This is a genomic window from Duganella sp. Root336D2 (assembly GCF_001425005.1).
Taxonomy (GTDB): Bacteria; Pseudomonadota; Gammaproteobacteria; order Burkholderiales; family Burkholderiaceae_D; genus Rugamonas.
Map to the genome: position 1 here is coordinate 150,596 of NZ_LMDB01000033.1, position 22,877 is coordinate 173,472.

Here is a 22,877-nt window from a genome sequence, read left to right on the forward strand (position 1 = left end):
GGCGTTAATATACAATGGGAAATTGCTCATAAACAGACAATAACGACGATGGCGAGCGAAAACAAATTGCAGGAATATGCGTTTGAACAGATGAACCTGCAGGTTGGCGGGCGCATCCAGTTGATCACCCATCGTACCCTGCGGCCCATGCAGCATTTCTCCACCGTGATTGGGTGGGTGCGCGACGAGTACATGATCGTCAAAATCCCGATGGAGAACAATGGGCCCATCGCTGTCACCGAAGGCGACAAGCTGACAGTGCGCGTCTTCTCCGGCGTGAATGTCTGCTCGTTCTCGACTGTCGTGCAGCGCGTCTTCCTGCGGCCGCTGATGTATGCGCACGTGGCCTTCCCAGGCGAGATCCAGGGCACCAGCCTGCGTGCGGCCATGCGCGTGAAGGTTGAGATCCCGGCCAAGATGTCGCGCGACGACGGCAGCCATGCTTCGGTCTTCATGGTGAACCTGAGCGTTTCCGGCGCGCTGATCGAATCGGCCCAGCCTTTGAGTCGCGAGGGCGAAACGGTGCAGTTGGACTTTACCCTGCTGGCGCCGCCAGATGACCGGCAAGTGCGAATCAATACAACGGCCCTGGTACGCAATGCCACGGTGGCGCAGTCGCAGAAGATGGATGGGCGGGATGTGTTCAGCTATGGCGTGCAATTCACCGGGCTCGATCCGGCACACTTCACCCTGCTGCAGAACCTGACTTACGAGGCCATGCTGGCTGATCGTCAGAAGATCGTTTGATTGCCCGCCAGCCGCGCCCATGCAGCTGGCCATCAAGGCACTTTTGAGTGTCCGCACCCAGCGCGACCGCCAACAGCACACGCGCCCACTTTCGTGACAATTCGATAGTTTTGCAACATTCCCGTCCGGATACAATAGTTCCCGAATGTAATAAGTATGGGTGTTCGCGACGAAATGGCCTACCCCGCTTGCCACCGTCAGCTAAGTGGTACGCATGCTGACCATGATGTTACTTCCCCGCCTTCATCCTTATCCCGCTTTAACAATTACCTGATCAAACGCGTCGTCACACGCGTCTCTTCAATGGATCAACAATGTATATAAGAAAATCGAAAATCTTGGCTGAAATAGGTTCAGCTATTTTATGGGCTTATTTGCTGTGCATCAGTCCGGCTTCAGCCACTGAATATGCAAGTGCTCATATCACCTATCTGGCCAGCGGAGTGGGCTATATGGATAGCGGCGATGCAGCAGCACAAGCGTGGGCCAGCTCGCGTTGGGGCGGCAGCATCGGCACCTATACTGGGCCTGCGTTTAACAACGGCCAATGGGAATGGCGGGGCACTTGGACTTATACCACCGAAGATGGGCGCAGCCATACGGTTCCCACAGGAGGGTTAATTAGTGTTGGTTGCCCTAACGGATGGTGGCAAGTAATGCATCCTTCAGTCTGGCCGGCCCTGTGTGCCCGCAACGAGCCTCCCGAACCGCCTTGCGATGAATGTGATAAGCGGAAGGCTGGCCGGGTTGGTAATCCAATTCTGGTGAACGGCGGCGTCAAAATTCAATCGGAAGTGGATTATGAGAGTCCATCGGGTACATTGCAGCTTGTACGGACATACCGGAGTGATGATGGCGTGTGGCGCCACAACTACCAGATCTTTGGCATCGACTTCACCAACAAAGCCGCCAAAACGTCGCCTGATTTCGCGTGCTTCATAGGACGAGAGCCCGGAAGTACAAAAGATTACTGCTATCCGTACGCAGGCAAAGGCACGCCAAAGAGCTTTGGCGTTCGCAGGGGAGCAGGCCGCCTGACTCACTTTGGCAGCGACGTCGATTATTCGCCGTCGAAGGACGTGAACGACCGCGTTCAGCAAGTTGTAGATAGCAGCGGCGCTGTCATCGGCTGGCAAGTCGCAAATGCTTCCAACGAAACAACAGAACTATTTTCAATGGATGGCCGGTTGCTGAGCAAAACGGACCGGAATGGACTCGTCACAACCTTCGTTTATAGCGACACAGATACTCCGCCGGAAATTGCACCGCGCGCCGGCTACCTGTTGAAAGTACAGGACCCGTTTGGCCGAGCGCTGCAGTTCACGTACAACGACAAGGGCAGCATGGCCACAATGTCGGATCCCGCCGGGAACGTTACAGCGTACGAATACGAGAGCTCGCAGAATCTCTCGAAAGTGACCTATCCGGACGGGAAGAGCCGGACCTATATTTACGATGAGCCCGCATTGGCGTCGAACCTGACAAACGCCCGCCTTTTGACTGGCATCATCGATGAAAACGGCAAGCGCTATGCCACGTTCTCTTATGACTCGCAACGCCACGCAACCTCGACCGAGCACGCCGGTGCCGTAGAAAAGTACACGCTAACGTACCCCAACTCACCATTAACGTGGATGACCGATCCATTAAATACGACGTATACCTACAGATATTCGAACATCCTCGGTGTCCTGCGCCAGACCAGCGTTTCGCGCCAGTCTGTACTCAATCCATACATTCCGGCAAGCGCGTCAACGGAGTACGACGCGAACGGCAATATTGCTCGTTACACGGATTACGACGGAACGGCAACGGCATATACGTTTGACCTTTCCCGCAACCTGGAGACCCAGCGTATCGAAGCCTCCGGCACGACCGTCGCGCGTACGATTCAAACAGAATGGCACCCGACCTTCCGCCTGCCAGCTCGCATATCCGAGCCGCTGCGCCGAACCACGTTTAGCTACGACGCAGCCGGCAATGTGCTGACCAAAACGCTCCAGGCGACAACGGACGCCACCGGCACGGCTGGATTCAATGCAGTATTGAGCGGCAAGCCTCAAGTGTGGACCTATACCTACGATAACTTCGGCCACGTGCTGACCGCCAAAGGACCACGCACCGGCGTCAACGCAACATCGACCTTCACGTACGACGCTCAAGGCAACCTGTCCACCCAAACCAACGCGGCTGGCCACGTAACGACCTATTCGAACTACGACGCGAATGGCCGGGCAGGCCGCATCACCGACCCGAACGGCCTGGCCACAGACTTGAGCTACACGGCACGCGGCTGGATCTCCACCGTCACAGTCGGCAGCGAAACCACCAGCTATGACTACGACGGTGCCGGCCAGGTCACCCAGGTAACCCTGCCAGACGGCAGCGCCATCTACAACACCTACGACGACGCCCACCGCCTGATTGGCGTGCGCAACACCCTGGGCAACAGCATTACCTACGTGCTCGACGCAATGGGTAACCGCACCAGCGAACAAAGCAAAGATGCCACCGGCGCCCTGACGCGCCAGATCACACGCGCATACGATGGATGGAACCGCGTGAAGCAAATTACGGGAGCAGTGCAATGAAATTGAAGCAAATGCTCTTCATACCAACCGCACTGGCCCTGGCTAACGCCAGCCAGGCGCAGGTTCAAGACACGACAACTAATTACGCCTACGATGAGGTCGGCCGAGTGACTCAAGTCACCGACCCGTTGGCGCGCGTCACCAAGCATGAATACGATGCGCAAGGCCGCAAGACCAAAACCACAGACGCCAAGAACGGCATCACGCAGTTTGCCTACGATAGCTTGGGTCAACTCACCAAGGTCACGGATGCCCGCAACCTGGCCACCAGCTATACGATTGATGGCCTGGGCAACCTGATCCAGACCAGCAGCCCTGATACCGGCAACACAGTTAATACTTACGACGAGGCTGGCAATCTGACGACTCGCACCGATGCGAAAAACCAGACCACGACATACAAGTACGACGCGCTCGACCGCGTCACTAGCGTGACCTATGCGGACGGCACCAGTGCAACCTACACCTACGATCAAGGGGCTTATGCGCTTGGCCACCTGAGCCAGATCTCTGACGTCAGCGGGGCCACCCAATATGGCTACGATCAGCGCGGCAGGATGGCCAGCGAGACCCGCACTATTGGTGGCCAAGCCTACACCACGGCCTACCGCTATGATCAATATGGCCGCCTGAGCGGAATGACCTACCCGAGCGGCCGTAGCGTTGACTACGTGCGTGACGAAGCGGGCCGTATCAAGGAAATCCGAACAACGAAGGACGGTGCTGCTGCGCTCCTGATCAGCCAAGTTAGTTATCAGCCCTTTGGAGCGTTGCAATCGCTGGTATTTGGGAACGGCCAGACCTACTCGCGTAGCTACGACCTGAACGGCCGCATGACGAGCTACACGCTCAATGGCCAGGTACAGACCTTGACATACGACGCCGCAAACCGCATCACGGGTGTAGCCGATGGCGGCAATGCAGCCAACAACCGTAGCTACGGCTACGATCAACTTGATCGCATCACAAGCGAGCAGCGTGCCCAGCGTAGTCTCGGCTACAGCTACGATGCGGTGGGCAACCGCACGCAGTACGTCAATGGCGCGGCGGTGACCAACTACACCTACGGGACGACCAGCAATCGCCTGACGCAGCTGGCCGGCAGCCAGAACACCAGCATTGCCACCGACGCCAACGGCAGCATCACCAATAACGGAAGCGCAGCATTCAACTACGACGCGCGCGGCCGGATGGTCTCTGCCAATACTACGATTGGCCTCGTTAGATACAACATCAACGCGCTTGGCCAGCGCGTGTTGAAGACCACCCCGACAGCCAGCACCGTCTACCACTACGACCAAAGCGGTAAGTTGATCGCTGAGAGCACGGGCGATGCCCTGACCGAATACGTGTACCTGGATGACATACCGGTCGCAGTTACTGCAACCGCAGCCCTGGCGGCTGGGGAAGCTACAGTGCACTTTGTCCACACTGATCAGCTCAACACGCCGCGTGTGATCACTAATGTTGACGGCGCAATGGCGTGGCAATGGAACAGCGACCCATTTGGCAAGGATGCGGCTAACGAGCAGCCGGCCGGTCAGACCACGTTTGCTTACAATCAGCGGTTCCCGGGGCAGCAATTTGATCGCGAAAGCAATCTGCACTACAACTACTTCAGGGATTACGATCCGCAGACGGGGAGGTATATCGAGTCCGATCCTATCGGCCTGGATGGTGGCATCAATACCTACGGGTATGTGTTTGGGAATCCACTGACGTATATCGATCCTTTGGGACTGGACGCGGACTCGACATGTATGGCCGCTTGCAAAGCCGTGGGTGGCGCCATTGGCGGTGCCGCCGGATATTACGGGGGCACGGCAGCGGGTGGGGTAGTCGGTGGTGCCGCCGCTGGCGCGGGATGCACCTTGTTGGCTCCTGGTGTCGGTACGGTTGGTTGTGGCGCCGCAGGTGCCGCTGCTGGCGGGGCTGTAGGCGGTAGAGCCGGTGCTGCCGGCGGGATATGGGCTGGTTCTAAGATCGGTGGCGCTATCGGTAGCATGATGTGTAGCAGCACGGCGAGTGAGCAATGTAAGAAACAGGCCGATGATGACTATCATGCTGATATGACAGAGTGCGGTGCTTACAACAAGAGTGTAGGGTCGAAAACGTATATCGCTTGTGCAAGACGAGCAAGCGCTAGATATGCCGATGCATTGAGAGCATGCGAAGGAAAGTAAGCGAATATATGAGCTATCCAAAACTTGAAATTTATTTGAACGAAGCTTCCGAATTGTGCATCGTGAAGGCGGAGCGGCCTGATTCAGCGCCGCAACTTGTGGTTGAGTTGGCTTTAAGCGAACTAATGTCGGAAGGTATTGATGAGGCCTCGCTTCAAGTAGGACATGGTGTAATAACTTCGCTGAAGCGTTGGCATCGGCAAGAATTCGAGAGCGCAGAGGTGACTGTAGCAGACGGGTTGCCGAGCGATGATTCGAGCGAGTTGGCTCATCGATTGATTGCTAAATCGGTTGAAAATCGAACAGCAGTACATTTGCCGTCCATAGAGGCTCTTTTGCTTGCGGCAGCCAATCAGGGGCCCGATGCTAAGGAATTTCTTGATGAAGACTGGCCTGTGATTCGCCAGCGCCTAAGTACCTTTTCTGCCTGAAAATTGCCCGTTCGGAGATCGCGGTGCCAGCGGTGCCAGGGAACCAGTGCCAGGTCTGTCATTCGGACAGCGAGCGCACTCTTATGACAAATCTCAACGTGCGAATCTGACCGATTTCGCGTATTGATATTTATCAAAGAGTCAGGTCGCGTGTCCGAATGTCAGACCTGGCACCGAATTTATGGGCTCCAAAGATGGGACCGTTTGGAGCGGTTGCGGTGGGTATATATGAAGGTGGGAAATATTTACGATACCCATTTGGCGGCACAACAGAACCGACACCACTCGGTGCTGAGATTGGATTGATCGGTGCCGCAGATGGCTGGATCTATCGTCGTTCAGTGCCTAAGGAATGCGAATGCCAAAAGTAAAGTTAACTCTGTTGATGCCGTTGATAACCGGTATATTTGTCGTTTTATTTGATACCTTCATTTTTTCAGGATGGCTATTCTCTGGTTTCTTTTTAATCGCTGGAAGCTATCTGGCTCTGGCGTCGCAAAATCAATCAAGAAGGCATTTGAGGAACCTCTTGCTATCTACTTTTGTTGCGACCACAGTCGTGGGCTATTCCCTGCAAATTTATATTAAAGCAGATATTTCAGAATTTGTATCACGTCATGCAATTGCCCCCATTAATAAGACAAAACTTGTCGAAGGTAATCACACCCAACTTTCGTGGGTAACAAAATGGTTTCTCCTTAATTATTCAAATGTCGATGGAATCGCTAAGGCAAATCTAAGGATATTCCCGTATTCGATTATGGAGTATGACTTCAATAAGAAGGAATTCGTTACGCGCCAATACGATTGACAAGCGCGAACCAGTGCCAGGTCTGTCATTCAAACAGCAAGCGCACTCTGATGACAAATCTCAAGGCGCGAATCTGACCGATTTCGCGTATTGATATTTATCAAAGAGTCAGGTCGCGTGTCCGAATGACAGACCAGGCACCGAATCAGACCAGGCACCGAGTCATGTTCCTGCACTGGGTCGTTATGTACAAAGCGCTCTAGTTGGTAAAAGGCGGAATCAACACATTTACGTTGCAAGCAACCCCGGAGGTTATCCTAATCCACAAGGTTTTTAAATTAAAGCCTGAACCACTGCCAGGTCTGTAACCCCCGGTGTCAGTGAAAGTGCCGCAGCAGGTGTTTGGGTGACGATATATAACAAAGGAGCCTGCGAATGCCGGTAAAAGTAGGGAAAGTTCGGAGCAAATTCGGGAACAAGGTTCTATTGCTAACCGTTCTATTTTTTTTGACTTATTTTGTTGGGTACTTTTCCTGTCTCTATAGCGCGGCATTCGATGTTGCAGAGCGTTTTATCAGGAGCTCACACGATGTTCAAGCTGAGTTCGGATCTGAGCCAGCAGTCAGTCTTAGCCCTTTCGGCTATGAACTGAATTTCGCCGGATCGACTGGTAGTGCCTCATTTGACTGCGGAGTGCGCGGCGGAGGGCGTAGCGGATTGATACGAATAAATTTAGAAAAGCAAAAAGATAAATGGTTTGTCGTGAGCGCTACGATGGACGCGCGAGCCACGGCAGTTGACTTGATGCAAGCGCGATAATGACGCTGCCTCACGAGCCGGTGCCAGGTCTGTTACACTCGGACAGCGAGCGCAATCTTTTGACAAATCTCAAGGGCGGATTTGGCCGATTTCGCATATTGATATATATCAAGAATCTGCTTGACGGTCCGAATGTCAGGCCCGGCAATGCTGACCGACCGTATTCCCAAAAATAAAATGCCGCCCAGTTTTCACTGGACGGCATCTGAGCGGAAGCTCGATTTTTTTGCTAGCAACCGATTAGGAAGCGGTGCTGTTCTTCTCGATGGCTTCTTTCACAGCTGGATTGGTGGCCGTCGAGGCAATCGACCAGCGCATGGTGGTGTCGCCCACGATGACGTGTGGCGTGAAGGTAATGGTGGTGCCATCAACGCCAGTACCCATGCCAGTAGCGAGTGTCAGAGTGATTACGCCGTTGGCAACAGAGGCAGATGTAACTTCTTTGGTGGCGGTGAAGACTGGAACATTCGTTGGAGTGGCGCTGGTGGTGGTGTCGCAGGTATCCAGGGCGTTGCCGGCTTCTTGTGCGCACACGGCGATAGCGGTTTTCAGCGAATCGACGGAAGCAATGGCATTGGCTACTTTCGCCTTAGCGGTGTAGTCGGAGTAGGCTGGGATCGCTACGGCTGCCAAGATACCGATAATGGCAACAACGATCATCAGTTCGATCAGGGTGAAACCAGCTTGTGCTTGGCGCTTGATCATTTTCACGGACTTCATTTGCTTTTCCTTCGGGTTGGGGACTGAGAATTTGGTAGGACGATTGGGTACTTGCAATCTGCGTGCCAGCTCGACTGGTCTGAGGAGCGCCTGGTTTACGTCAAAAAATGTCAACTTTCCTGTTGAATCGACAATTTTTGTCAATCGGCGTGCTTACCTTTCAGTTTGGAATCTTCCATTGCAAAAAATTGTCAGCTAAACGGAGGACCGACTAGCACGGGAGGTTGCAATGAGCATTGCCGATTGGTTTCTACCGGACGGCATTTGTGAAGGCGCTCGGCTTTTTTGGGTGCTTGAAGAATTCAGGGAAGCGCTCTGGCAGTCGGGCCGTTGTGGCGGTAGTCGGACCAGACGGCCTTACGGCTTGTGTTTGACCCAGGTTTTGTGGGTTCGCTTGGAAAGGGCGGGGCATGCGTTGAGCGATCTTGGTCGGGGTTGTCTCGCGCTACGGATTTGCTATCCAGCGCGAGACAGATTGAAACCGGTAAACCTGGGTCAGACCCAAGGGTCTGACCCACTTGCGCTACTGCTAATAGCAAGGTCCGTGTTTTCGGGTTTTCTGCGATGAACCGCGAGATTACGATGCGACGCTGTTCTTCTCGATTGCAGTCTTCACCGCAGTGTTGGTGGAGTTCGAAACAATCGTCCAGCGCATAGTGGTGTCGTTTTGGTTCACGTGTGGCGTGAAGACGATTGTGGTGCCATCAATGCCAGTGCCGATGCCGGTGGCGAACGTCAGGGTAATTACGCCGTCGGTAACACTGGCAGAGGCAACTTCTTTGGTCGCGGTGAACGAGCCTGGAATGCCACCGGAACCGGTGTCGCAGGTATCCAGGGCGTTGCCAGCTTCTTGAGCGCACAGGGCAACTGCGGTTTTCAGGGAATCGATGGCAGCAATGGCGTTGGCTGCTTTGGCCTTGGCGGTGTAGTCGGAGTAGGCTGGGATCGCGACGGCTGCCAGGATGCCGATAATGGCAACGACGATCATCAGTTCGATCAGGGTGAAACCAGCTTGTGCTTGGCGCTTGATCATTTTCACGGATTTCATTTGCTTCTCCTTCGGGTAAGAAACCAAGAAATTGGAACGACATATGATTTCGTGCAATCGGCGTGCCAACCCGATTTTTTTGAAATCTCGCTGATTTCCGTCAAAAACTGTCAATTTCTTCCTGCTGAGTCGACAATTTTAGTCGACGGCCGGACAGACTTTGTCAGTGGTTCCGAAGGAAATCTAAACTCTTGCGCCCAATGAAAAATGCCGCCCAGTTTTCACTGGGCGGCATTTGATCCGGAGCCTGGCTTGTTTCAGGCTGCCGCCGATTAGGAAGCTACGCTGTTCTTCTCTATTGCGGTCTTCACAGCTGCGTTGGTTGCGTTGGAGACGATTGTCCAGCGCATGGTCGTATCGTTGGAGTTCAGGCGTGGAGTGAAGACAACTGTGGTGCCATCAATACCCGTGCCAATGCCAGTGGCGAACGTCAGAGTGATTACCCCGTTGGTTACAGAGGCCGATGCAACTTCTTTGGTCGCGCTGAAGGTGCCTGGAACGCCACCAGAACCCGTGTCGCAGGTATCCAGAACGCCGCCGGCTTCCTGGGCGCACATGGCGACTGCGGTTTTCAGGGAGTCGATGGAAGCGATTGCATTGGCTGCTTTAGCCTTGGCAGTGTAATCAGAGTATGCCGGGATCGCTACTGCAGCCAGGATACCGATAATCGCCACAACGATCATCAGTTCAATCAGGGTGAAACCAACTTGTGCTTGACGCTTGATCATTTTCACGGATTTCATGTTGCCTCTCCTTCGGGTAAGAAACCAAGAAATGGGTACGACACTTGGATACGAGCAATCGGCGTGCCAATTCAATTTATCTCGGATTGCGCTGATTTCGGTCAAAAACTGTCAATTTTCTCCTGCTGAGTCGACATTTTTAGTCAGGTGCCCTGCAGACTTTGTCACTTGCAGCGCTACTTGTGAAAATTTTTGTCAGCTCACTTGGAACGATCCGGCTGAGGTTCAAATTCCTGCGCACAAATAAAAAATGCCGCCCAGTTTGCACTGGGCGGCATTTGATCTACAGCCTGGCGTATTTCAGCCAGCAGCTCGATTAGGAAGCTACGCTGTTCTTCTCGATTGCGGTCTTCACAGCAGTGTTGGTGGCGTTCGAAACGATGGTCCAACGCATGGTGGTGTCGTTAGCGCGCAGGCGTGGGGTGAAGATGATGGTGGAACCATCAATACCAGTGCCGATGCCGGCAGCGAAGGTCAGGGTGATCACGCCGTCGGTAACCGAAGCAGAAGTAACTTCTTTGGTCGAGGTGAATGCTGGAACACCGTCAGAGTTGGTGTCGCAGGTGGTCAGAACGCCGCCGGCTTCTTGTGCGCACATTGCAACAGCGGTTTTCAGGGATTCGACGGAAGCGATAGCGTTAGCTGCTTTAGCCTTGGCGGTGTAGTCGGAGTAAGCTGGAATTGCAACTGCAGCCAAGATACCGATAATTGCCACAACGATCATCAGTTCGATCAGGGTGAAACCGGCTTGTGCTTGACGCTTAATCATCTTCATGGATTTCATTTACTGCTCCTCTGTAAAAAACTTAAAAATTGGGTCTAACGCTTGGATATGAGCAATCCCCGTGCCAGCTCAATTTTTCAGCAAATCACCCTGCTTTCTGTCAAAAAATGTCAGTTTCGCAATGCTAGTATGACGATTTTGGTCAACGGCCTGCAATCTTTGTCAGTTTGCGGCGTTGCTCCATGACAATTTTCGTCAACTGACGCGGAATGCCATCAGGATTCCGCTGAGGTCGAGGATGTCGCCCCCATTCAGCGAGTGCGGCTGGCGCGGCATTGGGTCGCCATTCAACAGAGGAGATTTGTCGCCTTCCACGTGGGCGACGGAATAGCCTTCTAGGGCACGGGTGATCACGACTACCTGCACGCCCGGGCGGCCCAGGCTGGTGACGGGCTTGGTCAGGCTCAGGGTTTTGCCGGCGTTCGTGCCGTTCAGGACTTCTATATGGGCCAGCGGCAGTTCTGCGAACTGGGTGTGCGGCGCGGAAGGCAGCGAGGCTGAGGCCGAGGGCGGCGCCGGCATGGCCGGGATGGTGGCGGCGGCGGCGGCCAGCGGGCGGATGCCGTCGCTGACAAATTCGAGGTGGTACTTGGCCATCTTGATCACGTCCTTGTGCTGCAGGAAGTGCTTGCCGATGCGGTGGCCGTTCACAAATGTACCATTTGTGCTTTGCAGGTCTTCCAGGAAGGAGTCGTCCAGGATGGTCGTGACGAGGGCGTGCTCGCCGCTCACAGCCCCGTGATTCAGGACAATGTCGTTATGCTTATGGCGGCCGACGGTCATGCGCTCCTTGGTGAGCTGCACTGTCTGCTCGATAACACCTTCTCGCATCACGAGTAGTTTTGCCAAATCGATATCCTCCTGGTAAACGCAAACGGGGAGCCGAAGCTCCCCGTTATCATACAGCTACTATTACAGCATTGCCTTCAACAGACGAGCCATTTCGGATGGGTTCTTGGTTACCTTGATACCGCAGGCTTCCATGATTTCCAGTTTGGCTTGCGCGGTGTCAGCGCCGCCGGAGATCAGCGCGCCGGCGTGGCCCATGCGCTTGCCTGGAGGAGCGGTCACACCGGCGATGAAGCCAACCACTGGCTTCTTCATGTTGTCCTTGATCCAACGGGCTGCGTTGGCTTCGTCCGGACCGCCGATTTCGCCGATCATGATCACCGCGTCGGTGTCAGGATCGTCGTTGAACATGCGCATCACGTCGATGTGCTTCAGGCCGTTGATCGGGTCGCCGCCGATACCAACTGCGGAAGACTGGCCCAGGCCCAGTGCGGTCAGCTGGCCGACTGCTTCATAGGTCAGGGTGCCAGAGCGGGAAACCACGCCGATACGACCCTTCTTGTGGATGTGGCCAGGCATGATGCCGATCTTGATTTCGTCAGGGGTGATCAGGCCTGGGCAGTTAGGGCCCAGCAGCAGGGTCTTGGAACCTGCTTTAGCCATACGGTCCTTGATTTCCATCATGTCGCGGACTGGGATGCCTTCGGTGATGCAGATGGCCAGGTCCAGGTCGGCTTCTACGGCTTCCCAGATTGCAGCGGCTGCGCCTGCTGGTGGAACGTAGATCACGGAAACGGTCGCGCCGGTTTCCGAAGCCGCTTCCTTGACGGATGCGTAGATTGGGATGCCTTCGAAGTCTTCGCCGGCTTTCTTCGGGTTCACGCCGGCAACGAAAGCTTCACGGCCGTTCGCGTAGTCGCGGCACATGCGGGTGTGGAACTGGCCGGTTTTGCCGGTAATGCCCTGGGTGATGACTTTGGTGTCTTTATTGATCAGGATAGACATAGTGATTCCTTAATTATTTACCGGCAGCGGCAGCGACTACGGCCTTGGCTGCATCTTCCATGGTGTCAGCGGCGATGATTGGCAGGCCGGAATCGGCCAGCATCTTCTTGCCCAGGTCTTCGTTGGTGCCCTTCATGCGGACCACCAGCGGAACTTGCAGGGACACGGCTTTGGATGCGGTGATCACGCCTTCGGCGATCACGTCGCAGCGCATGATGCCGCCGAAGATGTTCACCAGGATGGCTTTCAGGTCCGGGTTCTTCAGCATGATCTTGAACGCTTCGGTCACTTTCTCGGCAGTTGCGCCGCCGCCGACGTCCAGGAAGTTGGCAGGCTCGCCGCCGAACAGCTTGATGGTGTCCATGGTTGCCATGGCCAGGCCGGCGCCGTTCACCAGGCAGCCGATGTTGCCGTCCAGGGAGATGTAGGCCAGGTCGAATTTCGATGCTTCGACTTCAGCTGGATCTTCTTCGTCCAGGTCGCGGTAAGCGACGATTTCCGGACGGCGGAACAGGGCATTCGCGTCGAAGTTGAACTTGGCGTCCAGGGCGATGATCTTGCCGGAACCGGTCACGATCAGCGGGTTGATTTCGGCCAGGGATGCGTCGGTATCCCAGTAGGCTTTGTACAGGCCTTGCAGGTTGGTCACCGCGTCGGCGATCGAGCCTTCCGGCACGCCGATCTTGCGCGCAACGTCGGCGGCATCAGCTTCGGTCAGGCCAACAGCTGGATCGATCACGACGTTGTGGATCAGTTCCGGGTGCTTTTCAGCGACTTCTTCGATGTCCATGCCGCCTTCGGAGGAAGCCATCAGGACAACGCGCTGGGTAACGCGGTCGGTTACCAGTGAAACGTACAGTTCCTTCTTGATGTCGGCGCCTTCTTCGATCATCAGGCGGCGGACTTTCTGGCCTTCAGGGCCGGTCTGGTGGGTCACCAGTTGCATGCCCATGATCTGGTCGGAGTATTCCTTGACCTGTTCCAGCGACTTGGCTACTTTCACGCCGCCGCCTTTACCACGGCCACCGGCATGGATCTGTGCCTTCACGACCCATACTGGGCCGCCCAGGGTTTCGGCAGCTTTCACTGCTTCTTCCACGGACATGCACGGGATGCCGCGCGGTACGGTCACTCCGAATTTTCGGAGGATCTCTTTGCCTTGATACTCATGGATTTTCATGCTGGCTTTCCCTTCTTTCGAATACCTGTTTGTTGGTTAGATGTATTTTGTACAGCACCTAGGCTGCGTCCGCCTTGTTGGCGTACCAGCGTGGGTAGAACTCGGCAACTGCCCCGCCATCGGTCTTGAGGGCGTGGCACTTATCGAGTTGGAACGGTTTCTCTGTCGCAGTGCTGGAACGCTCGTTCACCGGCCAGACGTCATTGGCAAAGGCTTGCACGGCTGCCGTCGGCAGGACCAGGGCCAGTTCTGTCAGGTGGGTACAGCCATGTACGCCGGCCAGCCTTTCCTTGACTGCATGGCGAAAACCCTTCATCAGGTTCAGGCCGATCAAGGCTTTATAGGCTGGGCCGATTGTGTCGCAATGGCCAGGATAGGGAACGGCGTCCGAACTTGCTTCGGCATCGATGATGGTCAGCTGCTTATCGACGGTCACACGCAGCCACAGGTCGTGCAGGGCTTCATTGCCTTTGCGCGGACCGGATGCCAGCATGGTGTCGAAGGATTTGATGTCCGTGATATGGGCGTCAAGATCCCACAGTCCATCCTCGCGAGAATACGCCTGGATGTCTATGGCGCGCGTATGCCGCAGCGCACGTCGGGAGACTGGATTTGACAGGGACATAAGACCGATGCCACTCAAAAGTGGCCAAAATTATAAGCAGCTAATCAGTACGCCGCAGCTTCTACGGACAACCACCGCACCCGCGGTGCTGCATAAAACTATCGAAGTGTAGCACACCTTGTCAGGCCAATTTAAAAGTCCTCGTCGGGCATCGTGCCCTTCATGGCGGTGCGGATGGCTTTCTGCGAGAAGCCGCGCGACATGAGGAAGCGCAATTGCTTTTGGCGGCCTTCGGGGTCTGCGGCGACTTCGCCGAATTTGCGGCGCCAGACTTCGCAGCAGCGCTCGACTTCGTCTTCTTTCAGGCTTTCCTTTACTTCGGCCAGCATCTCGCCGCCGATGCCGTGGTGCTGCAGTTCGGCCACGATGCGGCTGTTGCCGTAGCGGGCGGAGCGGCGGTGCACCAGGTTTTCGGAGAAGCGCTCTTCAGAGAGCCATTTGTTTTGTTCGAGGAAGTTCAGGAGGGCTTCGACGTCGTCGCCCTCTTCCGCGTGGCGTTGCAGCTTGCGGGCGAGTTCGAGGCGGGAGTGCTCGCGCTGGCTTAGCAGGCGGAGGGCGCGGGCTTTTAGGGTGGGTTTGGGGAGGGGCATCTTTTAAACCGGTAAACCGGCCGGATGGCCGTCCCGTCTGACCCAAGGGTCAGACCCGACGTGCCGGAGCCGCAGGTCTGTGATCTGGCGGGTCCGACCCTTGGGTCGTACCCAGATTTACCGGTTTTAGTCGACTGCCTTCAGTTTAGGCGCCGGCGCTTCATCGCCACCATCGACCACCGCAGGCAGCTCACGCACGCCCAGCGCTGCACGCACCTTGTTCTCGATTTCGCGCGCCAGTGCCGGGCGCTCTTTGAGGAAGGTACGGGCATTGTCCTTACCCTGGCCGATACGTTCGCCGCCGTAGCTATACCAGGAACCCGACTTCTCAACGATCTTGGCGTCCACGCCCAGGTCGATGATCTCGCCTTCGCGCGAAGTGCCTTCTCCGTACAGGATGTCGAAGTGGGCTTCCTTGAACGGCGGGGCAATCTTGTTCTTGACCACTTTAACCTTGGTCTCGTTACCAATCACCTCGTCGCCCGACTTGATCGAGCCGGTGCGGCGGATGTCGAGGCGCACGGATGCGTAAAATTTCAGTGCGTTACCGCCGGTGGTGGTTTCCGGCGAGCCGAACATCACGCCGATCTTCATGCGGATCTGGTTAATGAAGATCACCAGGGTATTGGTGCGGTTGATGGTGCCGGTCAGCTTGCGCAGCGCCTGGGACATCAGTCGCGCCTGCAGGCCCGGCAGCGAGTCGCCCATGTCGCCCTCGATTTCGGCTTTCGGGGTCAGCGCGGCGACCGAGTCGACCACGATCAGGTCCACTGAACCGGAGCGCACCAGCGCATCGCAGATTTCCAGGGCCTGTTCGCCGGTGTCCGGCTGCGAGATCAGCAGTTCGTGCAGGTTGACGCCCAATTTTTGGGCGTAGGTCACGTCCAGCGCGTGTTCCGCATCGATGAAGGCGCAGGTGCCGCCCAGCTTCTGCATTTCCGCGATGGCTTGCAGGGTCAGGGTGGTTTTACCGGAGGATTCAGGACCGTAGATTTCGACGACGCGGCCGCGTGGCAGGCCGCCTACGCCCAGCGCGATATCCAGCCCCAGGGAGCCGGTGGAGACAGTCTGCACTTCCTCGATCGGGGCCGACGCGTCCATGCGCATCACCGAGCCTTTACCAAACTGCTTCTCAATCTGGGCCAGCGCCGCGGCCAGGGCCTTGGCTTTTTCCGATGCCGGTACTGCTCCTTTTTTGTCGTCCATGATGTTCTTTCGCGCTAGATAAATTGGGTCACTACGTATGTACAGGTGGTACTGTATAAAATTACAGTGCTTTTGACAAGCCCCTTTTTGCAAACTTTGCGATTTATCAAAGAGGTGGTTACAGTTAGCCTATGCGTATCCTATTAGCCGAAGATGACAGCGTCCTCGCGGACGGCCTGACGCGCTCCCTGCGCCAGTCCGGCTATGCGATCGATTGCGTAAAAAATGGGCAGGAGGCGGACACGGCCTTGTCCACCCAGGAATTCGACCTGCTGATCCTGGACCTGGGCCTGCCCAAGATGTCAGGCCTGGAAGTGCTGCGCCGGCTGCGCACGCGCGGCTCGCTGCTGCCGGTGCTGATCCTGACCGCGGCCGATTCGGTGGAGCAGCGTGTCAACGGCCTCGACCTGGGCGCCGACGATTACATGGCCAAGCCGTTCGCGCTGTCCGAACTGGAAGCGCGGGTGCGCGCCCTGACCCGGCGCGGCCAGGGCGGCGGCTCCACGGTGGTCAAGCATGGCCCGCTCACTTATGACCAGGTGGGGCGCAGCGCCTATATCAATGAGCAGATGCTGGACCTCTCGGCGCGCGAACTGGGCCTGCTGGAAATCCTGCTGGCGCGCACCGGGCGCCTGGTGTCGAAAGAGCAGCTGGTGGACCACCTGTGCGAATGGGGCGAGGAGGTCAGCAACAACGCCATCGAGGTCTATGTGCACCGCCTGCGCAAGAAGATTGAAGTGGGCGGCATCCGCATCGCCACCGTGCGCGGCCTCGGCTACTGCCTGGAGAAATTCAACCCGCCGCAACCGCCGGCCGCCACGTGAACGGCGAGCAGCAGGCCGCCGACTGGGACCACGCCCCGGCCGCCGAAGAAAATGAGATCCAGCACTCGCTGTTCGGCGAGATCCTCGACTGGATGCTCGCTCCCCTGCTGCTGCTGTGGCCGATGAGCATCGCCATCACCTACCTGGTGGCGAAGTCCATCGCCAACCAGCCTTTCGACCATGCGCTGGAAGATACCGTCACCGTGCTGACGCAGCAGGTGCGCGAAGTGGCCGGCGCGATCCCTCGCCTGCCGGGGCCGGCGCGCGACATCCTGCGCGCCGACGACATCGACAATATCTATTACCAGGTCAGCAGCCCGTCCGGCGCCCACGTCGACGGCGACCGCGACCTGCCGCCGCCGCCGAAGCAGGACCCGGAACTGCAGGACATCCGCGCCGGCGCCGTCCTGTTCCGCAACGCCACGCTGCACGGCACGCCGGTCCGCATCGCCTGGACCTGGGTCAACCTGGAAGAAGACAAGGCGCAGCCGCAGCGCCTGGCCCTGGTGCAGGTGGGCGAAACGCTGGAAAAACGCGCCAAGCTGGCCAATGAAATCATCAAGGGCGTGATCCTGCCGCAGTTCATCATCCTGCCGATTGTGCTGGCCCTGGTGTGGTTTGCCTTGTCGCGCGGGCTGCTGCCGCTGCGCGAGCTGCAGGAGCGCATCCGCGCCCGCCCTTCCGACGACTTGAGCCCGATCCCGCCGCGCCAGGTGCCGGAGGAAATCACGCCGCTGGTCAAGTCGCTCAATGAAATGCTGGAGCGCCTGAAACTGTCGATCGATTCGCAGAAGCGCTTCATCGCCGATGCCGCGCACCAGATGAAAACCCCGCTGGCCGGCATGCGCACGCAATCGGAACTGGCGCTGAGGCAGACCGACCAGGCCGAGGTGCACCGTTCACTGGAGCAGCTGGCCAAATCGTCGGAAGCCGCAACGCGCCTGGTCAACCAGCTGCTGGCACTGGCGCGCGCCGAAAACCAGCCCCAGGCCGGCACCGCGATGGCGCCGCTGGAGCTGGGCGAAGTGGCGCGCAATACGGTGCACGACTGGGTGCAGGCTTCATTCAACTACGGCATCGACCTTGGCTACGAGCCGCCGCATGAAGAGGTGCCGATTTCCGGCAACGCCATGATGCTGCGCGAAATGCTGTCCAACCTGATCGACAATGCCCTGCGCTACACGCCGCGCGGCAGTGCAGTCACGGTGCGCGTGCGCCGCACCGGCAGGCATGCGCTGCTCGAAGTGGAAGACAACGGCCCCGGCATCCCGGCAGCGGAACGGGGCCATGTGTTCGAACGCTTCTACCGCATCCTGGGCAGCAATACCGAGGGCTCCGGCCTCGGCCTGCCGATCGTGCGCGAAGTGGCGCAGCAGCACGATGCGGAAGTCGACCTGTTCGCCAACCCGCGCACCACCGACCCGAAATATCCGGGCTGCCTGTTCCGCGTCACGTTCCCGCTGCGCGAGCCGGACGTGCCGCCCGATGAAGAAGAGGTACCGCAATTTGGATAAGATCGAGCGCCACTGGCGCCGCGTACGCCGCATGACCGGCTGGCTGCTGGCCACCTGGCTGCTCACCACGTTCTGCATCATTTTCTTTGCGCGCGAATTGAGCGGGCTGTCGATTTTCGGCTGGCCGTTGTCGTTCTACCTCGCCGCGCAGGGCGCATCGCTGATCTACCTCGCCATCATCGGTTTCTACGCCTGGCGCATGCGCGCCATCGAGCGGCTGTACCGCAGCGAGAGCGAGGGCCAGGCATGAGGACGCCCTTCTTCCGCAAGCTGCAGCGCTATTACACGATCTTCACCGGCTGCTTCGCCATGTTCCTGCTCGCACTGGCAATGCTGGAAAAGGAAGGCATGCCGCGCCTGTGGATCGGCTACCTGTTCATGTTCGCCACCATCATCCTGTACGCGGCAATCGGCGTGATCAGCCGCACTTCGAACGTGGCGGAATATTACGTGGCGGGGCGGCGCGTACCTTCGCTGTTCAACGGCATGGCCACGGCGGCCGACTGGATTTCCGCTGCGTCCTTCATCTCGCTGGCGGGCGGGCTGTACCTGCACGGCTTCGACGGCCTGGCCTATATCATGGGCTGGACTGGCGGCTACTGCCTGGTGGCGCTGCTGATCGGGCCCTACCTGCGCAAGTTCGGCCAGTACACCATTCCCGACTTCTTCGCAGCGCGCTACGGCGGCGGTGTCAACGGGCGCGCGGTGCGGCTGATGGCGGTTGGCGCCACCATCATCGTCTCCTTCACTTACGTGGTGGCGCAGATTTATGCAGTGGGGCTGATCGCATCGCGCTTCACCGGCGTCGATTTTTCGGTCGGCATCTTCCTCGGGCTGGCGTCGATCCTGGTGTGCTCCTTCCTGGGCGGCATGCGCGCAATTACCTGGACCCAGGTGGCGCAGTACATCATCATCCTGGTGGCTTTCCTGATGCCGGCCATGTGGCTGGCGGTCAAGCATGGCGGCAACCCGGTGCCGCAGGTCGCCTACGGCAAGCTGCTGCCCAAGCTCAGCGCGCGCGAATCGCAACTGGCGCACGACGACAAAGAAACCGAGGTGCGCGAAGTATTCCTGCAGCGCGCCGACGATTTCGCCGTGCGCCTGCACGGCTTGCCGGCCTCCTGGGATTCGGGCCGGCTGGAAGCGCAGCACAACCTGGACATGGTCAAGCAGCGCAACGGCTCGCTGCTGGAAATCCGCGCCGCCGAACGGGCGCTGGCCGACTATCCCAAGACCGTGGAAGACGCGGCGGCCGTGTGGACGGAGCAGCGCAACCACAACCTGGCCCGCGGGCGCGAACTGGTCAAGCATGCCGAGCCCTTCCCCGGCGCCGACCGCGAGCAGTCGGACCAGAAGCGCAACAACTTCCTGGCGCTGGTGTTCTGCCTGATGGTGGGTACGGCCGCCTTGCCGCACATCCTGATGCGCTCCTACACCACGCCTTCGGTGCAGGAAACGCGGGTGTCGGTGTTCTGGACCCTGTTCTTCATCCTGCTGGTGTACCTGACCATCCCGGCGCTGGCGGTGCTGGTCAAATACGATATCTACAGCTCCCTGGTGGGCAGCGATTTCGCGCACTTGCCGACCTGGGTCTCGTACTGGGCCAATGTGGACAAGGCCAACCCGCTGCTGTCCATCAGCGACATCAACCTGGACGGCATCGTGCAACTGGCGGAAATCCAGATCGATGGCGACGTGCTGGTGCTGGCCACGCCGGAGATTGCCGGCCTGCCGTATGTGGTATCGGGACTGGTGGCCGCGGGCGGCCTGGCTGCTGCGCTGTCCACCGCGGACGGCCTGCTGCTGGCGATCTCCAACGCACTGTCGCATGACGTCTATTACAAGATCGTCGATCCGGAGGCATCAACCCAGAAGCGGGTGACGATTTCCAAGCTGCTGTTGCTGGCGGTGGCCTTCATCGCAGCCTATGCCGCATCGACCAAGCCGGGCGACATCCTGTCGCTGGTGGGCGCCGCCTTCTCGCTGGCCGCATCGACGCTGTTCCCGGCGCTGGTGGCGGGCGTATTCTGGCAGCGCGCCAACCACCAGGGCGCAATCGCCGCGATGGTGGCGGGCTTCTTTACCTGCCTGTACTACATGCTGCACGCAAATCCGGTCTTGGGCGGCAGCATCAACGGGCAGTGGTTCGGCATCGCCGCCAATTCGGCCGGTGTGTTCGGCGTGCCGGCCGGGCTGGCCGCGCTGATTGTGGTCAGCCTGCTGACGCCGGCGCCGGATGCACGCACCCTGTCGCTTGTACGCCACATCCGCACACCAGAATAGATGAAAGTTACATTTGGCTAGAAATTAAGATTGCCATTCGAGTAACATTCGTTTCCTATGAAAATTGCTTACCTCCTGGCCAGCCTGGCCGCCGTGGCCGGACTGGCCCATGCCGCCCCGCCGGCGAAGAATTTCTTCGAATCCCCTCAATACAAGAACGCCAAGTTGTCGCCCAGCGGGCGCTACATCGCCCTGGGTCTCGGTGACCACGAGCAACGCGATGCCTACGTGGTCCTGGATACCGAAACACTCGGTATTGTGGGCGGCGGCCGACTGCCGGATTACGACGTCGACGATATCCGCTGGGTCAACGATACGCGCCTGGTCTACACGGTTGTAGACCGCAACGCCGCGTGGGGCGACACGCGCTTCGCACCGGGGCTTTACTCCGTGAGCCGCGACGGCAAGGAAAGGCGCCAACTAGTGGAACACCGCGGCATGCAGTTCACTACGGGAACACTGATCAAGTCCCGCCTGGAACCGTGGAATACCTTCCTGCTGGATGAAGACGGTGCACAGGATTCCGAAATCATCTATCTGCAACGCCCAGTCTGGTCGGGCAAATCCGACTATGAAATCGAGCGCACCGAACTGATCCAGCTGAATATCGCGACCCAGCAATCGAGCTCGATCACCCATCCGGGCGTGGCGCGCAGCTGGCTGCTGGATCATAAGGGCCAGCCTTCGGTCCTGGTCTCCTTGAAGGACGGCCAAGAGACCATTCATTACCGCCAAGCGAACGGCGAGTGGCGCGCCATCGCAAGCCAGTCTGCTTACGGCATCCTCGACGAGGGCCTTGCCCCCATCGGCTTCTACGACGACAAACGGCTGCTGGTAAAAACCCGCAAGAAAGGCGACAAGGCAGCGCTATACCTGATGAACCTGGCCACCGGAAAGATCGATGGCGAACCGCTAGTGTCGATGGCGGACTTCGACTTCGAAGGTGAGATGGTGTACTCGAAGAAGCGCCTGGCCGGCATCCATTACCTGTCGGATGCGCGCTCCAGCATCTGGTTCGACCCGGCGCTGCAAGCGGCCCAGAAAGAAATCGACCGGCAGATCGCCGGCTTGACCAACATTGTCACGCCTCCTGCACAGCCGGAAACCAATTGGCTGCTGGTGGCCAGCTACTCCGACCGCCAGCCGACCTTCTACTCGCTGTACAACAGCAAGACCCACGAGCTGAAGGGAATCGGCGGCGCGCACCCGGACATCAAGCCCGCCGAAATGGGCCAGCAGGACATGGTGAAATACCGTGCCCGCGACGGGATGGAAATCCCGGCCTGGCTGACCCTGCCGGCCAAAGGCGGCAAGAAGCTGCCGATGGTGGTGATGGTGCATGGCGGCCCGTATGTCCGCGGCAATGCCTGGGGCTGGGATGCCGAAGGCCAGTTCCTTGCTTCGCGCGGTTACGCGGTGCTGGCGCCGGAATTCCGCGGCTCCACCGGTTTCGGCCTGAAACTGTTCTCGGCGGGGATGAAGCAGTGGGGCTTGAAGATGCAGGACGATATTGCCGACAGCGTGAAGTGGGCCGTGGAAAAAGGCATTGCGGATCCTGAGCGCATCTGCATCATGGGCGCCAGCTATGGCGGCTACGCCACCCTGATGGGCCTGGTCAACGATCCAAACCTGTACCGCTGCGGCGTTTCCTACATGGCCGTCACCGACATCCCCATGCTGTATGACAGTGGCATGGCGGTGCTGTCGGACCTGCCGGACGATTACAGGGCGTATGGCGTGCCGATGCTGGTGGGTGACCTGGAACAGGATGCGGCACAGTTCGTGGCGACCTCGCCGCTGAAGCAGGCCGAGCGCATCAAGCGCCCGCTGCTGCTGGCGCATGGCATCGACGACCACCGCGTGCCGTTCACCCACTTCAGCAAGATGCGCAGCGCACTGGAAAAAGCCAACGCCGACGCCGAGTTCGCAGCATATGCCGGCGAAGGCCATGGCTGGAGCACGCTGAAGACCCGGCTCGACTTCTGGAGCAAGGTCGAGAATTTCCTCGACAAGCATATCGGGCAAGAACAGAAATGACCGGGCA

At 58.0% G+C, this 22,877-nt stretch carries 21 protein-coding genes; 11 read left to right on the plus strand and 10 right to left on the minus strand.

Translation table 11 applies throughout. From position 1 onward, the window contains the following. Window positions 1-48 precede the first annotated feature (48 nt). The 6 genes from ASD07_RS19010 to ASD07_RS31005 all read left to right on the plus strand — a co-directional run bounded on the left by ASD07_RS19010 (window position 49) and on the right by ASD07_RS31005 (window position 7,522). Window positions 49-747: a flagellar brake protein gene (locus ASD07_RS19010; RefSeq protein ID WP_055933929.1), complete on the plus strand. Its 699-nt coding sequence runs from the start codon at window positions 49-51 to the stop codon at window positions 745-747. Between the two features lie 314 nt (window positions 748-1,061). Continuing rightward, window positions 1,062-3,338 carry an RHS repeat protein gene (locus ASD07_RS19015; protein WP_082507434.1) on the plus strand — a complete coding sequence of 759 codons (2,277 nt, stop codon included), beginning with the start codon at window positions 1,062-1,064 and terminating at the stop codon, window positions 3,336-3,338. Next, window positions 3,335-5,521 carry an RHS repeat-associated core domain-containing protein gene (locus tag ASD07_RS19020; RefSeq protein ID WP_055933933.1) on the plus strand — a complete coding sequence of 729 codons (2,187 nt, stop codon included), beginning with the start codon at window positions 3,335-3,337 and terminating at the stop codon, window positions 5,519-5,521. Before ASD07_RS19015 ends, ASD07_RS19020 begins: the two co-directional genes overlap by 4 nt. An 8-nt stretch (window positions 5,522-5,529) precedes the next feature. Further along, a complete protein-coding gene (locus ASD07_RS19025) occupies window positions 5,530-5,952 on the plus strand; it encodes a hypothetical protein (RefSeq protein ID WP_055933935.1) in 423 nt (140 codons plus the stop codon). Between the two features lie 358 nt (window positions 5,953-6,310). Further along, window positions 6,311-6,763 carry a hypothetical protein gene (locus tag ASD07_RS19030; protein WP_055933936.1) on the plus strand — a complete coding sequence of 151 codons (453 nt, stop codon included), beginning with the start codon at window positions 6,311-6,313 and terminating at the stop codon, window positions 6,761-6,763. Window positions 6,764-7,138: 375 nt separating this feature from the next. Next, window positions 7,139-7,522 carry a hypothetical protein gene (locus tag ASD07_RS31005; RefSeq protein WP_156398096.1) on the plus strand — a complete coding sequence of 128 codons (384 nt, stop codon included), beginning with the start codon at window positions 7,139-7,141 and terminating at the stop codon, window positions 7,520-7,522. A 240-nt stretch (window positions 7,523-7,762) separates the two neighbouring features. Here the strand turns inward: ASD07_RS31005 and ASD07_RS19035 are convergent, their stop codons facing one another. From ASD07_RS19035 to recA, 10 genes are all read right to left on the minus strand, one after another. Continuing rightward, window positions 7,763-8,242, minus strand: coding sequence for a pilin (locus tag ASD07_RS19035; RefSeq protein ID WP_055933939.1), 480 nt, complete (start codon window positions 8,240-8,242; stop codon window positions 7,763-7,765). A 577-nt stretch (window positions 8,243-8,819) separates the two neighbouring features. Next, a complete protein-coding gene (locus tag ASD07_RS19040; RefSeq protein WP_055933941.1) occupies window positions 8,820-9,290 on the minus strand; it encodes a pilin in 471 nt (156 codons plus the stop codon). 272 nt (window positions 9,291-9,562) lie between these two features. Beyond that, complete coding sequence (locus ASD07_RS32100) at window positions 9,563-10,033, minus strand: pilin (RefSeq protein WP_055933943.1); 471 nt, start codon at window positions 10,031-10,033, stop codon at window positions 9,563-9,565. A 316-nt stretch (window positions 10,034-10,349) separates the two neighbouring features. Continuing rightward, complete coding sequence (locus ASD07_RS31820; protein WP_082507436.1) at window positions 10,350-10,817, minus strand: pilin; 468 nt, start codon at window positions 10,815-10,817, stop codon at window positions 10,350-10,352. A gap of 195 nt (window positions 10,818-11,012) precedes the next feature. Continuing rightward, window positions 11,013-11,666, minus strand: a complete 654-nt coding sequence (locus tag ASD07_RS19055) for an FHA domain-containing protein (protein WP_055933945.1) — start codon at window positions 11,664-11,666, stop codon at window positions 11,013-11,015. A 63-nt stretch (window positions 11,667-11,729) separates the two neighbouring features. After that, window positions 11,730-12,611 carry a succinate--CoA ligase subunit alpha gene (gene sucD / locus ASD07_RS19060; RefSeq protein WP_055933947.1) on the minus strand — a complete coding sequence of 294 codons (882 nt, stop codon included), beginning with the start codon at window positions 12,609-12,611 and terminating at the stop codon, window positions 11,730-11,732. Between the two features lie 13 nt (window positions 12,612-12,624). Then, window positions 12,625-13,791, minus strand: coding sequence for an ADP-forming succinate--CoA ligase subunit beta (gene sucC, locus ASD07_RS19065; protein ID WP_055933949.1), 1,167 nt, complete (start codon window positions 13,789-13,791; stop codon window positions 12,625-12,627). Between the two features lie 58 nt (window positions 13,792-13,849). Next, a complete protein-coding gene (locus ASD07_RS19070; protein ID WP_055933951.1) occupies window positions 13,850-14,416 on the minus strand; it encodes a DUF2889 domain-containing protein in 567 nt (188 codons plus the stop codon). Window positions 14,417-14,547: 131 nt separating this feature from the next. After that, on the minus strand, window positions 14,548-15,006 hold the full coding sequence (gene recX, locus ASD07_RS19075) for a recombination regulator RecX (RefSeq protein WP_055933953.1): 459 nt from the start codon (window positions 15,004-15,006) through the stop codon (window positions 14,548-14,550). Between the two features lie 126 nt (window positions 15,007-15,132). Then, window positions 15,133-16,212, minus strand: coding sequence for a recombinase RecA (recA, locus tag ASD07_RS19080; RefSeq protein ID WP_055933955.1), 1,080 nt, complete (start codon window positions 16,210-16,212; stop codon window positions 15,133-15,135). Between the two features lie 131 nt (window positions 16,213-16,343). Here recA and ASD07_RS19085 point away from each other — a divergent pair, with 131 nt between their 5' ends. The 5 genes from ASD07_RS19085 to ASD07_RS19105 are packed head-to-tail and all read left to right on the plus strand — an operon-like array spanning window position 16,344 to window position 22,870. Next, window positions 16,344-17,036: a response regulator transcription factor gene (locus ASD07_RS19085; RefSeq protein ID WP_055933957.1), complete on the plus strand. Its 693-nt coding sequence runs from the start codon at window positions 16,344-16,346 to the stop codon at window positions 17,034-17,036. Continuing rightward, entirely contained in the window at window positions 17,033-18,550 is a 1,518-nt protein-coding gene (locus ASD07_RS19090; RefSeq protein WP_055933959.1) for a sensor histidine kinase, read from the plus strand. The genes ASD07_RS19085 and ASD07_RS19090 overlap by 4 nt, the downstream gene beginning before the upstream one ends. Continuing rightward, the gene (locus tag ASD07_RS19095; RefSeq protein ID WP_055933961.1) at window positions 18,522-18,800 is read left to right on the plus strand and encodes a DUF4212 domain-containing protein; all 279 of its coding nucleotides are present in this window, start codon (window positions 18,522-18,524) and stop codon (window positions 18,798-18,800) included. Before ASD07_RS19090 ends, ASD07_RS19095 begins: the two co-directional genes overlap by 29 nt. Further along, window positions 18,797-20,833, plus strand: a complete 2,037-nt coding sequence (locus ASD07_RS19100; RefSeq protein ID WP_055933963.1) for a sodium:solute symporter family protein — start codon at window positions 18,797-18,799, stop codon at window positions 20,831-20,833. Before ASD07_RS19095 ends, ASD07_RS19100 begins: the two co-directional genes overlap by 4 nt. A 57-nt stretch (window positions 20,834-20,890) precedes the next feature. After that, entirely contained in the window at window positions 20,891-22,870 is a 1,980-nt protein-coding gene (locus ASD07_RS19105) for an alpha/beta fold hydrolase (protein WP_055933965.1), read from the plus strand. Window positions 22,871-22,877 lie beyond the last annotated feature (7 nt).

Bases quoted from the DNA above. Each gene is read 5' to 3' on its own strand.
- recA (WP_055933955.1), bottom strand. From the start codon at position 16,212: ATGGACGACAAAAAAGGAGCAGTACCGGCATCGGAAAAAGCCAAGGCC.
- ASD07_RS31005 (WP_156398096.1), top strand. From the start codon at position 7,139: ATGCCGGTAAAAGTAGGGAAAGTTCGGAGCAAATTCGGGAACAAGGTT.
- ASD07_RS19015 (WP_082507434.1), top strand. From the start codon at position 1,062: ATGTATATAAGAAAATCGAAAATCTTGGCTGAAATAGGTTCAGCTATT.
- recX (WP_055933953.1), bottom strand. From the start codon at position 15,006: ATGCCCCTCCCCAAACCCACCCTAAAAGCCCGCGCCCTCCGCCTGCTA.
- ASD07_RS19100 (WP_055933963.1), top strand. From the start codon at position 18,797: ATGAGGACGCCCTTCTTCCGCAAGCTGCAGCGCTATTACACGATCTTC.
- sucD (WP_055933947.1), bottom strand. From the start codon at position 12,611: ATGTCTATCCTGATCAATAAAGACACCAAAGTCATCACCCAGGGCATT.
- ASD07_RS32100 (WP_055933943.1), bottom strand. From the start codon at position 10,033: ATGAAATCCGTGAAAATGATCAAGCGTCAAGCACAAGTTGGTTTCACC.
- ASD07_RS19020 (WP_055933933.1), top strand. From the start codon at position 3,335: ATGAAATTGAAGCAAATGCTCTTCATACCAACCGCACTGGCCCTGGCT.
- ASD07_RS19030 (WP_055933936.1), top strand. From the start codon at position 6,311: ATGCCAAAAGTAAAGTTAACTCTGTTGATGCCGTTGATAACCGGTATA.
- ASD07_RS19040 (WP_055933941.1), bottom strand. From the start codon at position 9,290: ATGAAATCCGTGAAAATGATCAAGCGCCAAGCACAAGCTGGTTTCACC.
- ASD07_RS19085 (WP_055933957.1), top strand. From the start codon at position 16,344: ATGCGTATCCTATTAGCCGAAGATGACAGCGTCCTCGCGGACGGCCTG.
- ASD07_RS19070 (WP_055933951.1), bottom strand. From the start codon at position 14,416: ATGTCCCTGTCAAATCCAGTCTCCCGACGTGCGCTGCGGCATACGCGC.
- ASD07_RS19035 (WP_055933939.1), bottom strand. From the start codon at position 8,242: ATGAAGTCCGTGAAAATGATCAAGCGCCAAGCACAAGCTGGTTTCACC.
- ASD07_RS19010 (WP_055933929.1), top strand. From the start codon at position 49: ATGGCGAGCGAAAACAAATTGCAGGAATATGCGTTTGAACAGATGAAC.
- ASD07_RS31820 (WP_082507436.1), bottom strand. From the start codon at position 10,817: ATGAAATCCATGAAGATGATTAAGCGTCAAGCACAAGCCGGTTTCACC.
- ASD07_RS19095 (WP_055933961.1), top strand. From the start codon at position 18,522: ATGAAGAAGAGGTACCGCAATTTGGATAAGATCGAGCGCCACTGGCGC.
- ASD07_RS19025 (WP_055933935.1), top strand. From the start codon at position 5,530: ATGAGCTATCCAAAACTTGAAATTTATTTGAACGAAGCTTCCGAATTG.
- ASD07_RS19105 (WP_055933965.1), top strand. From the start codon at position 20,891: ATGAAAATTGCTTACCTCCTGGCCAGCCTGGCCGCCGTGGCCGGACTG.
- sucC (WP_055933949.1), bottom strand. From the start codon at position 13,791: ATGAAAATCCATGAGTATCAAGGCAAAGAGATCCTCCGAAAATTCGGA.